The following is a 14393-nucleotide window of genomic DNA, read 5'->3' on the forward strand; positions in this document are numbered from 1 at the left end:
GCTTTGCGCCCCGTTTGCCATAAGGATGGACTATGTTACAGATTGATCGCCTGCCCGCTGAGGTCAAGCGCCCCGCTTACGACCGCAGCCAGTTAAAAACCCGTATGGTACATATCGGTTTTGGTGCATTTCACCGCGCCCATCAGGCGCTCTGCAGCGATAAGCTGGCTGAACAGGGCAGCGACTGGGGTTATTGTGAAGTGAACCTCAACAGCGGCGCGTTGATTGAGGCCCTGCGAGAGCAGCAGCTGCTTTATACCCTCACCGAGATGGCCGATGATTCATTGCATACCCGGGTGATTGGCGTCATTACTCAGGCACTGCACGGCAAAAGTGACGGTATTGAGGCGGTGATCAATGCCATGAGCCAGCCTGAGGTGGCGATTATCTCCATGACCGTCACCGAGAAAGGCTATTGCCACCAGCCTGCCAGTGGAAATTTAAATCCCGATCACCCTGACATCGTGCATGACCTGCAGAATCCGCATTCGCCGCGTTCGCTGCCCGGTCTGATTCTGGCCGCGATTCGCCGCCGACGGGATCAGGGCTTACCCGCCTTTAGCGTGATGTCCTGTGACAACATGCCGGAAAATGGTCACGTGACACGCAACGTTGTTGTGCAACTGGCACAGCATCAGGATCCGGCACTGGCAGACTATATTCAGCAACACATTACCTTCCCCTCCACCATGGTCGATCGTATCGTTCCGGCCATGACCGATGCAGCGTTTGCGGCACTAGGCGCGCGTCTGGGTTCCGACGACCCGGTTGCGGTTGAAGCGGAGCCCTTCTTTCAGTGGGTGATTGAAGATAACTTCGTCAATGGCCGTCCGGCGTGGGAAAAAGCGGGCGCAGAACTGGTCAGTGACGTTCTGCCCTATGAAGAGATGAAACTGCGCATGCTGAATGGCAGCCACTCTTTTCTGGCCTATCTCGGCTTTCTGGCCGGTTATGAGTACATCAGTGACTGCGTGGCCGATCCCCATTTCCGCGCCGCCGCCCGTTCACTGATGATTGATGAGCAGGCGCCGACGCTGCGTACCCAGGGCGTGGATCTCAACGCCTACGCCGATTCGCTGATCGCCCGTTACGAAAACCGTGCCATTAAACATCGCACATATCAAATCGCCACTGACGGATCGCAAAAATTGCCACAACGCATGCTCGACAGTCTGCGCTGGCACCTGCAGCGCGGCAGCCGCTGCGACCTGCTGCTGCTGGGCGTGGCGGGCTGGATGCGCTATGTCGGCGGCATCGATGAACAGGGTCAACCGATTGAGATCCGCGATCCGCTGAAAGCCACGCTGTCAGAGACGGTTGCCGGTAGCGAAGAAGGCGAAGCGCGTGTCCGTGCGCTATTGGGTCTGCGCGACATCTTTGGCGAAGATTTAGCGCAGAACGCCGATCTGGTGGCCCGACTGACGACGTATTACCAGCAACTGACGACTCAGGGCGCGCGGGCGACGGTGCAACAGTGTATGAGTCAGGCATAACAGCCTGGTGACAAAGCGCTGGCGCAGATGCAGCGCGCTGATTAGACTGACACTTTCCCATCGCGCTGGCCCCTGCCAGCCGTAATATGGATATTGCTGCATGTCGATCGCCTATACCATTACTACCAGCGAACCGGTAAATCAGCAGATTTACCGGTATCTGCGCAAAGATATCGTCACCTGCGCAATTCAGCCGGGCTCGCTGCTCTCGGAAAAAGAGGTGTCCGCGCGCTTCAAAGTTTCACGCCAGCCGGTGCGTGAAGCGTTCATCAAGCTGGCCGAAGCCGGACTGGTACAGGTATTGCCGCAGCGTGGCACTTTCGTGCGCAAAATCTCCGCTAAGCGGGTGGCGGATGGCCGTTTTATCAGGGAGGCAGTCGAGGTGTCGGTGGTTCGCCGTGCGGCACTGGAGATTGATGATCCGGCCCTGATGGCGCTGGAGCATAACCTGCAGCTGCAGCGCATGGCCGCTGAACGGCATGACAGCCAGGCTTTTCTCACTCTGGACGATGAGTTTCATCGCCTGATTGCTGAAAGCATTGACTGTAAGCTGGCCTGGGAAACGGTGGAGAACATCAAAGCGGCCATGGACCGGGTGCGGTTTCTGACGCTGAGTGAAGTCTCTCCACCGGACAAGCTGATTGAGCAGCATGAAGAGATTTTTGCGGCGCTGAAGCGTCATGACGCCGATGCAGCCGAAGCGGCAATGCGTCGTCATCTGCAGGAGATGATCTTCTCTATCACCCCGATTGCCGAGCGTAACAGCGCCTGGTTTGAAGCACCCTGAACCTGAAACCGCCCGCACCACCTGATTACCAGGTCGATGCGGGCCTTCGTCGTTACCACCATTGATGAAAATGGTGAACCGGCCCGATGCCCTTCCCGACCTCCAGCGAATCTGCCTGCAGCAGCGCCTGCTGTAACCAGTTTTTGGCTTCCCCAATCGTCTCTGCCCAGTCAGCATGACGTGGTCGCAACGCGGCTAAGGCTGCCGACAGCGTACAGCCGGTGCCGTGCGTATGACGGGTATTCACGCGCGGCGTACTGAATCGCTGCTCTGCTGAGTGCGTGATCAGCCAGTCCGGGCTCTCCGCCGCAGCAAGGTGACCGCCCTTCATCAGCACGGCCTGACAGCCCAGTGCCAGCAATGCCCGTCCCTGCTCGCGCATCTCCTCTTCATCTGCCGCAATGGCGCAGTCCAGCAACGCCGCCGCTTCCGGCAGATTAGGCGTGATCAGCGAGACCTGTGGCAATAACAGCTCCCGTACACTGGCTACGGCGTCTGGCGAGAGCAGCGCATCACCACTTTTCGCGACCATGACCGTGTCCAGCACAACAAACGGGATTGCCGCATTGCTCAGCCGGGCCGCAACCTGCTCCACGATAGCCGTTTCTGACAGCATGCCAATTTTTGCGCTGTCGATGCGCACATCACTAAGCACCGAATCGAGCTGGGCGGCCACAAATTCAGGCGTAATGCGGTAAACCGACTGCACGCCGCAGGTGTTCTGTGCCACCAGTGCGGTGATGACGCTGGTGGCATAGGCTCCCAGAGCGGAGAAGGTCTTGAGATCGGCCTGAATCCCTGCGCCGCCGCTGGGATCGGTACCCGCAATCGTCAAAGCGTTAATACGCTTCATGATTACCCTCCAGCGTCCAGAGTGCATCAATAAACGCCGTGGCAAAGCTGCCGGGTCCGGCAGCCTGCGCCGCCGCCTTTTCACCCGCCAGCGCCATCACCTGACAGGCGGCCGCGACATTCATCAGCCGATCGCCATGCAGAGAGCTGAAACCCGCCACCACTGCCGAGAGGGCGCAGCCGGTCCCGACTACCCGTGTCATTAAGGGGCTTCCTCCGTGAACAGCAAGGAGTCGCTGACCATCGGTGGCGTAGTCCACTTCACCGGTGACGACCACCAGCGTGCTCCAGGTTTCCGCGAGCTTCTGGGCCGCATCGAGTGCTGCATCCGCCTGATGCAGCGTGTCGACACCGCGCCCGCCGCTGGCCTGTTGTGCCAGCGCCAGAATCTCTGACGCATTCCCCCGAATCACCGCCGGTTGCTGGCTTAACAACTGCTGGCAGAAGTCACTGCGCAGCGTCAGCGCGCCGACGGCAACCGGATCGAGTGTCCAGGGCGTGCCCGCCTGATTAGCCGCGGTGACGGCAGCCTGCATCGCCTGCTGGCGCTCGCGGGTTAAGGTGCCCACGTTAATCAGCAGTGCATCGGCCATGCTACTGAACTGGGCGGCCTCAGCGGCATCGATCACCATCGCCGGTGAGGCATGGAGTGCCAGCAACACGTTGGCGGTGAAGTTCTGGACCACGTCATTGGTCATACAGTGCACCAGCGGTGACTGGCGGCGGAAAGCGTGCAGAATGGGCGCGAAGTGCGCGGCAGAAAGGTGTTGAGATTGATGTGTCATCGTAGCTCCCAACCGGCGAACAAGAAGGCGAATGCGGTCAGGCATCAGACTTCCCTACGCTGGCATTATCCAGTTCAGGTCAGCGGGTTTTTCTCAGCCCTTTCCGTGTGGAAAGCGGCACCCCGAGTCGTATTACGGCTTGCAGCATAGGCAAGCCGCGCAGCGAAAGCAAGCGACTCCCGCCTGGGAAATAATCAGAGCTGAAACAATTCACATGATCCCGATCAACGCCTGAGGGTGCAAAAAAAGGCTTAATGCTGCGGGTTAACGAGATACCTCTTTATAGGTAGCCCCGCTTATTACCCGGATAGGTAATATTTCCCGCAGTGACTCTGGTTATCCCATAATAATTAACCTGCTTGCAGCATCATCGTAAAAAACACTTTATTTCATGGGGTTAGAAAACTCCTGAAGCGGAACTTCATACTATTCAGGATGTATGATGCGATTTTTAGCGCTTATTCCACACCGCCATCGATGGCAGGATATTAATATTGAACGCAGGGGTGCCGTGGCACCCAATGGCAGACAGTACCTCTCCACCTATATCTCCGCCCGTTGCACAGGCTGTGGCGAAATTATTCACCGGGTCTATTATCGCGACATCAGCGATCGGCAGGCGCGCCGCTGGTTAGGTTAGCGTCCCGGCAACGGTCATTCCGGACACAGTTCAGGTTAACAGTTAGTTAGCAATTTGTTAGTCTGGTAACTAATCATCGTCTGACCAGACTCTCTCTATGCCACTGCTGTTTGAAAGCTTAAGCCATCAAATTTACCTGTCAGCCCCGCTGTTTATCCTGATCCTGCTGGGGTACTGCCTGACGCGCCTCGGGAAATGGCCCGCCAGCATCAGCGAAGGGATGAACCGCTTTGTGTTTAACGTTGCCCTGCCCTGCATGCTGTTTCGGGTGATGAGCACCTTCTCGCAAAGTCCGCCGGTGGATGCGCGCCTGTTGCTGGCCTTTTTCGGCAGTTGCCTGCTGGTGTTTATCGTGGGACGACTGCTGGCAACAAGGCTGTTTAATCTGGATGGCGTAGCGGCGTCGGTTTTTGCGCTGGGCGGCATCTTTTCCAATAACGTCATGCTGGGGATCCCGGTGGCCACGGTGCTGCTGGGGCCAGAAGCCCTGCCCCCGGTGGCGCTGGTGCTGGTGTTTAACAGCCTGATCCTCTGGACCTTACTGACCGTTTCGGTCGAGTGGGCAAAACAGGGCAGCTTCTCGCTGGAAGGACTCTGGCGCACCCTGCTCGGCGTGCTGAAGAATCCGCTGATCATCGGTATTCTCAGCGGTACAGCCTGGAGCTTTCTGCAACGTCCCTTGCCGCTGCTGGCCGCTGAACCGCTAAAGATGCTGGCCTCACTGGCTGCACCTCTGTCGCTGGTGACGCTGGGCATGAGCCTGGCGCACTATCGGGTGCGGGATGGCTTAAAAGAGAGCTATACCATCTGCCTGCTGAAACTGGTGCTGCAACCGATGACGGTATGGGCTATCGCATGGCTGACCGATCTGCCGCCGCTGGAGAGTAAAGTGGTGGTGCTGCTGGGATCGATGGCAGTCGGGGTTAACGTCTATCTGATGTCGCAGAAGTTCAATGTCATTACCGGCCCGGCGGCGGCGAGCATGCTCTTTTCTACCGTGTTTGCGGCGGTGACAACGCCAATCTGGATGATGCTGATGACGCTGGCGGGCTATTAACAGCCTAAAAAAAAGCCCCTCAGCACGCGTGCTGAGGGGCTATTGTCTGGCTAACTAAATATTACTCAGCCGATTTGGTACGAATCAGATAGTCAAAAGCGCTCAGTGAGGCTTTAGCACCTTCGCCGCTGGCGATGATGATCTGCTTGTACGGTACGGTGGTGCAGTCGCCCGCGGCGAACACGCCTTTCAGGCTGGTTTCGCATTTACCATCGATGATGATTTCACCCATTTTGTTACGCTCAACCGCGCCTTCCAGCCATGGGGTATTCGGCAACAGACCAATCTGAACGAAGATACCGGAGAGCGGCAGCTCATGAGTGGTCTGCGTCGTGCGATCGATATAGTGCAGGCCGGTGACTTTGGTACCGTCGCCTTTCACTTCGGTGGTTTGCGCGTTCAGGATCACATCCACGTTCTTCAGGCTGCGCAGCTTATCCTGCAGCACCTGATCAGCGCGCATCTCACCGGCAAACTCCAGCAGCGTAACGTGTTCAACGATACCGGCCAGATCGATGGCCGCTTCCACGCCGGAGTTACCGCCGCCGATCACCGCCGTGCGTTTGCCTTTAAACAGCGGGCCATCGCAGTGTGGGCAGTAGGTCACGCCTTTGGTGCGATACTCTTCTTCACCCGGCACACCCATGTTACGCCAGCGTGCGCCGGTCGCCAGGATGATGCTGCGTGATTTCAATACTGCGCCGGAGGCGGTTTCGATGGCGTGCATTCCGCCCTCTTTCGCTGCCGGGATCAGTTTGATGGCGCTCTGGCTTTCAATGACGTCCACGTTGTAATCATCCACGTGTGCGCGCAGTGAACCGGCCAGTTTTGCCCCTTCGGTTTTCGGTACGGAGATATAGTTTTCGATATCGACCGTGTCCAGCACCTGGCCGCCAAAACGCTCACCCAGCAGGCCGGTACGGATACCTTTACGTGCTGAGTAGATGGCTGCCGCTGCGCCCGCCGGGCCGCTGCCGATAATCAGGACTTCATAGGCGTCACGCTTGTTCAGCTCTTCCGCCGCACGTTTGTCGGCATTGGTATCCACTTTGCTGACGATTTCCGCCAGGCTCATGCGACCCTGACCAAACTCTTTACCATTGAGGTAAACCGCTGGCACGCCCATCACGTTACGTTCCTGAATCTCGTTCTGGAACAGGCCACCGTCGATAGCGGTGTGGCTGATGCGCGGGTTAATCACCGCCATCAGGTTCAGCGCCTGTACGACGTCAGGGCAGTTATGGCATGAGAGTGAATAGTAGGTTTCGAAATGGAAGTCGCTGTCCAGCGCGGCAATCTGATCCAGCAGGCTTTGTGCTTCTTTCGACGGATGCCCACCGGTCTGTAACAGTGCCAGCACCAGTGAGGTAAATTCGTGACCCAGAGGTGAACCGGCAAAACGCGGGCCACTGTTCGAACCTGGGTTGGTGATCAGAAATGAGGGCTTACGCACCTGACGATCGTTCTCTTCGCGGAAGCTGACTTTGTCAGACAAACCGGCGATATCAACCAACAGTTCACGGATCTCGGTTGATTTTGCACCTTCGTCCAGCGTGGCAATCAACTCAACAGGTTTGGTTAATTTCTCAAGGTAAGCCTTGAGCTGGGTTTTCAGATTTGTGTCGAGCATAGTGATATCCTGGTCAAAAAATCGGGTGCCGCAGCACCCGATTGGAGAATGGTCGAAAGGCCGAAGCGGAATTAGATTTTGCCAACCAGGTCCAGAGACGGAGCCAGTGTTGCATCACCTTCTTTCCATTTAGCCGGGCACACTTCACCTGGGTGAGAAGCCACGTACTGAGCCGCTTTCACTTTGCGCAGCAGGTCAGAGGCGTCACGGCCAATGCCTTCAGCAGTGATTTCGATTGCCTGGATAACGCCTTCCGGGTCAACGATAAAGGTACCACGGTCAGCCAGACCTTCGTCTTCGCGCATGATTTCGAAGTTACGGGTCAGCGCGCCAGTCGGGTCACCGATCATCGTGTATTGGATTTTCGCGATGGTGTCAGAAGAACCGTGCCAGGCTTTGTGGGTAAAGTGGGTATCGGTAGAAACGGAGTAGATATCTACGCCCAGTTTCTGGAACTCTTCGTAGTGATCAGCCACGTCGCCCAGCTCGGTCGGGCAGACGAAGGTGAAGTCAGCTGGATAGAAGAAGAACACACTCCATTTACCTTCAACGTCTTTCTCGGTTACGTCGATGAATTCGCCGTTTTTGAATGCTGCGTTTTTGAACGGCTTGATTTTGGTATTGATAATAGACATCTGGTGGCCTCCGTTAAAATATGTGATGCAGGTTACATAATTTCCGGGCCAACATCTAATATGCAGTCGTTATCAATTTGATTAACGAAAGCTATCAAACGCTAAGAGCCTGATGCTCTCTGGCCCGGCAGGCAGTGTACAGCGATTTACGTGACATTTAACCCGCTTTATCTTTTCCGCCCCTCTCCGCAAATCGCTGCTAGTTTTGTTAGACCGGATTAAAAGGGAGCTGACTTGTGGAGATTCGTCCGTTTACTGAAGCCGATCGTCCTTTTCTGCGTACGCTGTTTCTGGCGGCGCGTCGGCATAACTGGCGCTGGCTGGACGGCAGCGAGTGGCAGCTGGAAGATTTTGATGGGGTAATCCTGGGTGAAACCGTGCTGGTCGCGGAAGCTGACGGACAGCGGGTGGGATTTGCCGGCCTGCTGGAGAACGATAATTTCCTGCACAGCCTCTATGTCGATCCTGACTGGCAGGGGCGCGGCGTGGGCAGCGCTTTGCTTAAGGCGGCAGAGGCGCGCTTTACCTCAACCGGTGCGCTGAAGTGCCTGCAGAAGAATAAAGCGGCGCAGGCCTTTTACCTGAAACATGGCTGGAAGATGATTTCACAGGGCGAAGGCGAACATGGCGGCTACGTGTTAATGCACTACCCGCTGGCCTCGCAATATGCCAGCGGGTCGGGTCGGGCTTAAAGCGCGCGGAACGCGATATCGCCGGGGATGACTTCGCCCTGCCAGTAAAGCTGGGCAGCAACGCGTCCGGCCAGCTGGCGATAAAGCGCAGTAAACTCGCTATCGGGCCGGCGAATCACCGTCGGCTGACCTTCATCGAGATCTTCGCGCAGGTCAATGTGCAGCGGCAGCTGGGCCAGCAGTTGCGTCTGGTAATCCTCTACCAGTTTTTGTGCGCCGCCGGTGCCGAAAATCGGCTCATGGAAGCCACACTGACTGCAGACATGCAGGCTCATGTTTTCCACCACACCAAGTACCGGCACATTGACCTTTTCAAACATCACCAGCCCTTTGCGGGCATCAATCAGGGCGATATCCTGCGGCGTGGTCACCACCAGCGCGCCGGTGACCGGCACGTTCTGCGCCAGTGTCAGCTGAATGTCACCGGTACCGGGTGGCATATCCAGCACCAGATAATCCAGCTCAGGCCACAGCGTCTCGTTCAGCAGCTGCATCAGCGCTTTGCTGGCCATCGGCCCGCGCCACACCATGGCATTGTCGTCCGTGACCAGATAACCAATAGAGTTGGTTGCCAGCCCGTGCGCCATGATCGGCGCCATGTGGGTGCCATCCGGCGAGGTAGGCCGTTGATCCTGGGTGCCAAGCATGTTCGGCACTGACGGGCCATAAATGTCGGCGTCAAGAATGCCGACCCGCGCCCCCTCTGCTGCCAGCGCCAGCGCCATGTTCACGGCGGTGCTGGATTTACCCACGCCGCCTTTGCCAGAGCTGACTGCAATAATATTTTTCACACCGTTGACGCCCGGCTGGTTTTTCACCCGTTTCAGGGTGGCAATGTCATGGCTGAGTCGCCAGTCGATGGCACCTGCACCGGTCTGACGCAGCAGTTCGGCGCTGACCTGCTCTTTCAGGACGTCGAACCCGCTGGCCCAGGCAAACGGCATCAGCAGCTCCACATGCAGCGTACCGTCAAGCTGTGCCACGTGATGTAACGCCTTAAGGGCGGTGAGATTCTGCTTAAGGGTCGGATGCTCAAAGCTTCTCAATACGCCAGCCACGATGGCGCGCAGGCCTTCTGGCGTCTGCGGTTCCCGGGATTGTGCTGTCATCCCCTACTCCTTATTTCTGCTGTGCTTACGCTGTGTTTCAGCGATGTATTGTCAATGATATCAGATGCTCGTGGATCTGCGGTGACTGCAGGGGGTGAATCCCTTGTGTTTACGCAGGAGAAGCCTTCAGTTACCATCTAAGCCCGTTTTTTCAATCAACAGAAAGCTACGCAAACTATGACTCAAGTCGCTAAAAAAATTCTGGTAACGTGCGCACTGCCTTACGCGAACGGATCAATCCATCTCGGCCATATGCTCGAGCATATCCAGGCCGACATTTGGGTGCGTTATCAGCGAATGCGTGGCAATCAGGTTTATTTCATCTGCGCCGATGATGCGCACGGTACGCCTATCATGCTGAAAGCTCAGCAGTTAGGGATTGCACCGGAGCAGATGATTGCAGAAATGAAAAGCGAGCATGAAGCCGACTTTGCCGGTTTCAACGTCAGCTATGACAACTATCACTCGACCCACGGCGACGAAAACCGTGAGCTTTCTGCGCTGATTTATGGCCGTCTGAAAGAGAACGGTTTCATTAAAAACCGCACCATCTCCCAGCTTTACGATCCGGAAAAAGGGATGTTCCTGCCGGACCGTTTTGTAAAAGGCACCTGCCCGAAATGTAAATCTGCCGATCAGTATGGCGATAACTGCGAAGTGTGTGGCGCGACCTACAGCCCGACCGAGCTGATCGAGCCAAAATCGGTGGTCTCTGGCGCGACGCCGGTTCTGCGCGACTCTGAACACTTCTTCTTTGATCTGCCATCCTTCAGCGCCATGCTGCAGGCCTGGACCCGCTCGGGTGCGCTGCAGGATCAGGTGGCGAACAAAATGCAGGAGTGGTTCGAATCGGGCCTGCAGCAGTGGGACATCTCCCGCGACGCGCCCTACTTCGGCTTTGAAATTCCTGACGCGCCAGGCAAATATTTTTATGTCTGGCTGGATGCGCCTATCGGCTACATGGGCTCGTTCAAGAACCTGTGCGACAAGCGCGGCGACATCGACTTCGACGAATTCTGGCGTAAAGACTCCACTACCGAGCTCTATCACTTCATCGGTAAAGATATCGTCTATTTCCACAGCCTGTTCTGGCCAGCGATGCTGGAAGGCAGCAACTTCCGCAAGCCGAACAACCTGTTTGTGCACGGCTATGTCACCGTCAACGGTGCCAAGATGTCGAAGTCGCGCGGCACCTTTATTAAAGCCAGCACCTGGCTGCAGCATCTGGATGCGGACAGCCTGCGTTACTACTACGCGGCGAAACTCTCTTCACGTATCGACGATATCGATCTGAATCTGGAAGATTTCGTCCAGCGCGTAAACGCCGACATCGTCAACAAAGTAGTTAACCTGGCGTCACGTAACGCGGGCTTTATCACTAAACGCTTTGACGGCAAACTGGCGGCTGAGCTGGCCGATCCGGCGCTCTATCAGACCTTTGTGGACGCGTCAGAGAAGATTGGTGAAGCCTGGGCCGGTCGTGAATACAGCCGTGCTATCCGTGAGATCATGGCGCTGGCCGACCTGGCGAACCGTTATGTCGATGAGCAGGCTCCGTGGGTGGTGGCGAAGCAGGAAGGCCGTGATGCCGATCTGCAGGCGATCTGCTCAATGGGCATTAACCTGTTCCGCATTCTGATGACCTGGCTGAAGCCGGTGCTGCCGTCACTGAGCGCCCGTGCAGAAGGCTTCCTGAACTGCGAACTGAGCTGGGATGCTATCGCGCAACCGCTGCTGGACCACCAGGTTGCGCCATTCAAAGCGCTCTACAGCCGCATTGAGATGGCAAAGGTTGAAGGACTGATTGAGGCCTCGAAAGAGGATGCCGCTGCCGCCAGTGCACCGGCCGCTAGCGGCCCGCTGGCAGATTCGCCGGTAGGTGACACCATCACCATCGACGATTTCGCCAAAGTTGATATGCGCGTGGCGCTGATTGAGCAGGCGGAACTGGTTGAGGGTTCGGACAAGCTGCTGCGCCTGCAGCTCGACCTTGGCGGTGAAAAGCGTCAGATCTTCTCGGGTATCCGCGCCGCCTATCCCGATCCCTCTGTGCTGGTCGGTAAAATGACCATTATCGTGGCCAACCTCGCGCCGCGTAAAATGCGTTTTGGGATCTCTGAAGGCATGGTGCTGTCAGCGGGTCCTGGCGGCAAAGATCTGTTTGTGCTGTCCGTCGACAGCGGTGCTGTACCGGGAATGCCCGTTAAGTAACACTCTGCATTCTGCGGCTTTAACCGCTTAGCGCAGTGCCGTTCTCAAACCCTTCGTGCCTCATCACGGGCGCGAAGGGTTATCACTCCTCGCTCTGAATGTGCACCGCTTCCATTCCACTCCCGCCCCTGAAAAACTGTATCTGCTGCGGCCACACCGCTGCATAAATGTGATCGCTAGCACGCTAAGCGGTTAATGCGTATGATGAAGCTCAGTGAAAACAGGAGCCTGCCATGCTCACCGTGCTGTCTGTCTGCGGGCGCTATCTTCGCGCCTTTATCATCATTTATCTCTGCTTATACGCCGGAATCGGCATCGCCTCGCTGCTGCCCATCAAACTGCCTGGCAGCATCCTTGGGATGTTAATTCTGTTTGCCCTGCTCGCCTCGCAGATCCTGCCTGTCAGTTGGGTTAAACCGGGCTGCCATCTGCTGATTCGCTATATGGCGCTGCTGTTTGTGCCGATCAGCGTCGGGGTAATGAGCTACACCGATATTCTGACCGCGCAGTTTGGCCCTATCGTGATCTCCTGCGTCGTCAGCACCTTCCTGGTTCTCTCTATTGTCGGCGTAAGCGCCCACCAGCTTCATAGTCGCCGTCCGGCCGGGGAGTCAGGCGATGAGTGAAATATGGTGGTCACTGCCACTGACGCTGGCGGCATTTTTTCTGGCGCGCAAACTGGCGATACGGCTGAAAATCTCGCTGCTTAATCCGCTGCTGGTGGCGATGGCGATTATTATCCCGATTCTGCTGTTGTTGCAGCTGCCCTATTCGCGCTATTTCGCGGGCAGTCAGATTCTTAATCAGCTGCTGCAACCGGCTGTTGTCGCGCTGGCACTGCCGCTGTATGAGCAGATGCACCAGATCCGAGCCCGCTGGAAATCGATTATTGGCGTCTGCTTTATCGGCAGTGTGACCGCCATGACCTCTGGCACCGCTATTGCTCTGTGGATGGGTGCCACGCCTGAAATCGCCGCTACCATCGTTCCTAAATCCGTTACCACGCCCATTGCGATGGCCGTCTCCGGTTCGCTGCACGGCATTCCCGCCATCAGCGCCATCTGCGTGCTGATAGCCGGGGTACTGGGTGCGGTGTTCGGACATACCGTACTGAATCTGCTTGGCGTGAAATCTAAGGCAGCGCGCGGGCTGGCGATAGGTAACGCGTCGCACGCCCTCGGCACAGCACGCGCCGCTGAACTCGACTATCAGGAAGGGGCATTCAGCTCACTGGCGCTGGTGATCTGCGGCATCATCACCTCACTCCTGGCGCCGTTTATTTTTCCGCTGCTGCTGCACTGGTTTGGCTGAAAGTTTGCGAGAGATCTCGCAAAGTTGAAACATGCAACACAGGTTACATTGTCAGAGCGATGTGGATCACATATAAACCGGTGACTGGCACATCGCCCTGCTGAATCTAATGAGGCTCACATGCAATCCCGTTTCCTCTCTGCCTTTGAGGCATTGCCGTCAACGCTGCAAACCGCACTCGCTCCGCTGCTGGACGATCCTGGCTTTCAGGCGGTGCTGAGCGCCGACCAGGTCGCCTCACTGCAGCAACAGACACAGATGGATGCCGATGCCCTGGCGCTGGCGCTGCTGCCCCTGGCGGCGGCCTGTGCCGTTGCTACCGTGTCGCATTTTAACGTCGGGGCTATCGCCCGTGGCGTCAGCGGCAACTGGTACTTCGGGGCCAACATGGAATTTACCGGTACGCCGTTGCAGCAGACGGTTCACGCCGAGCAGAGCGCCATTACCCATGCGTGGCTGCGTGGCGAAAGCCAGCTTGAGACGATCACCGTTAACTACACGCCGTGCGGTCACTGCCGTCAGTTTATGAACGAGCTGAACAGCGGCACGAACATTCGCATCAGCCTGCCACAACGCGCGATCAGCACCCTGGCCGATTATCTGCCGGATGCCTTTGGACCGCGCGATCTGGACATCACGACCTTCCTGATGGACAGCGTGGATCACGGCTATGTAGCCGAAGGCGATGAACTGGTGCAGGCCGCAGTTGCCGCTGCCAATGCCAGCCACGCGCCTTACAGCCAGTCACACGCCGGTGTTGCGCTGCTGACCGCAACCGGCACGATTGTCACCGGGCGCTATGCGGAAAATGCCGCCTTTAACCCGAGTTTCCCGCCCCTTCAGGCGGCGCTGGTCCTGCTGAACATGCAGGGTGGCGATGTTCGTCAGATAAAAAAAGCGGTATTAGCCGAAGTAGAAAATGCCACGCTAAGCCAGTTCGCCGCCACACAGGCGACGCTTGAGACATTTGGTTGCGGTGAGCTGCTGCAGGTGACGCTGTACAAAGCATAACCCGCTGTCAGAGAGACCACAGTTTTGTGAGCTTTTATGAACAAACGCTGTACTTCTGCGGGAAATTTCATAGGATCTGGCGCCAGAATTCACGTCATTACAAATTACTCTGAATAATTCAGGTTGCAGGATGGCAGCACGGTCGTGAATGTTTCTGCAGCGGTTACCCTGCCGCTGCCA

General features: G+C 56.8%; 14 protein-coding genes and 1 riboswitch. Of the genes, 9 read left to right on the forward strand and 5 right to left on the reverse strand.

Annotated elements, in window-relative coordinates:
• Window positions 1-32 precede the first annotated feature (32 nt).
• Both AFL22_RS20495 and AFL22_RS20500 read left to right on the forward strand, forming a co-directional pair.
• Window positions 33-1493, forward strand: a complete 1461-nt coding sequence (locus tag AFL22_RS20495; RefSeq protein WP_033758422.1) for a mannitol dehydrogenase family protein — start codon at window positions 33-35, stop codon at window positions 1491-1493.
• A gap of 100 nt (window positions 1494-1593) precedes the next feature.
• A complete protein-coding gene (locus AFL22_RS20500; protein WP_052272084.1) occupies window positions 1594-2280 on the forward strand; it encodes a GntR family transcriptional regulator in 687 nt (228 codons plus the stop codon).
• A 52-nt stretch (window positions 2281-2332) separates the two neighbouring features.
• Here the strand turns inward: AFL22_RS20500 and thiD are convergent, their stop codons facing one another.
• On the reverse strand, window positions 2333-3133 hold the full coding sequence (gene thiD / locus AFL22_RS20505; protein WP_052272085.1) for a bifunctional hydroxymethylpyrimidine kinase/phosphomethylpyrimidine kinase: 801 nt from the start codon (window positions 3131-3133) through the stop codon (window positions 2333-2335).
• Window positions 3120-3917, reverse strand: a complete 798-nt coding sequence (gene thiM / locus AFL22_RS20510; protein WP_082239238.1) for a hydroxyethylthiazole kinase — start codon at window positions 3915-3917, stop codon at window positions 3120-3122. The genes thiD and thiM overlap by 14 nt, the downstream gene beginning before the upstream one ends.
• Before the next feature lie 34 nt (window positions 3918-3951).
• Window positions 3952-4052, reverse strand: a riboswitch (TPP riboswitch).
• A gap of 307 nt (window positions 4053-4359) precedes the next feature.
• Here thiM and AFL22_RS20520 point away from each other — a divergent pair.
• Window positions 4360-4557, forward strand: a complete 198-nt coding sequence (locus AFL22_RS20520; protein ID WP_010670995.1) for a hypothetical protein — start codon at window positions 4360-4362, stop codon at window positions 4555-4557.
• Between the two features lie 97 nt (window positions 4558-4654).
• Entirely contained in the window at window positions 4655-5614 is a 960-nt protein-coding gene (locus AFL22_RS20525; protein WP_022625034.1) for an AEC family transporter, read from the forward strand.
• A 61-nt stretch (window positions 5615-5675) separates the two neighbouring features.
• On the opposite strand, the gene ahpF is transcribed toward AFL22_RS20525, so the two are convergent.
• Together ahpF and ahpC are read right to left on the reverse strand one after the other, a co-directional pair.
• Window positions 5676-7244 (reverse strand): alkyl hydroperoxide reductase subunit F, encoded by a 1569-nt coding sequence (ahpF, locus tag AFL22_RS20530; RefSeq protein WP_010248223.1) that lies wholly within the window; start codon window positions 7242-7244, stop codon window positions 5676-5678.
• Window positions 7245-7315: 71 nt separating this feature from the next.
• Window positions 7316-7879, reverse strand: a complete 564-nt coding sequence (gene ahpC / locus AFL22_RS20535) for an alkyl hydroperoxide reductase subunit C (protein WP_010248225.1) — start codon at window positions 7877-7879, stop codon at window positions 7316-7318.
• A 236-nt stretch (window positions 7880-8115) separates the two neighbouring features.
• On the opposite strand from ahpC, the gene AFL22_RS20540 reads away from it, so the two are divergent.
• Window positions 8116-8571: a GNAT family N-acetyltransferase gene (locus tag AFL22_RS20540; protein ID WP_010670997.1), complete on the forward strand. Its 456-nt coding sequence runs from the start codon at window positions 8116-8118 to the stop codon at window positions 8569-8571.
• Here AFL22_RS20540 and apbC read toward each other — a convergent pair.
• Window positions 8568-9680, reverse strand: a complete 1113-nt coding sequence (gene apbC / locus AFL22_RS20545; protein ID WP_010248231.1) for an iron-sulfur cluster carrier protein ApbC — start codon at window positions 9678-9680, stop codon at window positions 8568-8570. The two genes, AFL22_RS20540 and apbC, sit on opposite strands and share 4 nt — an antisense overlap.
• Before the next feature lie 177 nt (window positions 9681-9857).
• On the opposite strand from apbC, the gene metG reads away from it, so the two are divergent.
• From metG to cdd, 4 genes are all read left to right on the forward strand, one after another.
• A complete protein-coding gene (gene metG / locus AFL22_RS20550) occupies window positions 9858-11891 on the forward strand; it encodes a methionine--tRNA ligase (RefSeq protein WP_033767846.1) in 2034 nt (677 codons plus the stop codon).
• Window positions 11892-12124: 233 nt separating this feature from the next.
• Window positions 12125-12517 (forward strand): CidA/LrgA family protein, encoded by a 393-nt coding sequence (locus tag AFL22_RS20555; protein WP_010248237.1) that lies wholly within the window; start codon window positions 12125-12127, stop codon window positions 12515-12517.
• A complete protein-coding gene (locus tag AFL22_RS20560; protein WP_010248240.1) occupies window positions 12510-13202 on the forward strand; it encodes a CidB/LrgB family autolysis modulator in 693 nt (230 codons plus the stop codon). Before AFL22_RS20555 ends, AFL22_RS20560 begins: the two co-directional genes overlap by 8 nt.
• 120 nt (window positions 13203-13322) lie before the next feature.
• Complete coding sequence (gene cdd, locus AFL22_RS20565) at window positions 13323-14213, forward strand: cytidine deaminase (protein ID WP_052272087.1); 891 nt, start codon at window positions 13323-13325, stop codon at window positions 14211-14213.
• Window positions 14214-14393: the final 180 nt, after the last annotated feature.

This window comes from Pantoea sp. CFSAN033090, from assembly GCF_001264395.1.
GTDB lineage: Bacteria > Pseudomonadota > Gammaproteobacteria > Enterobacterales > Enterobacteriaceae > Pantoea > Pantoea agglomerans.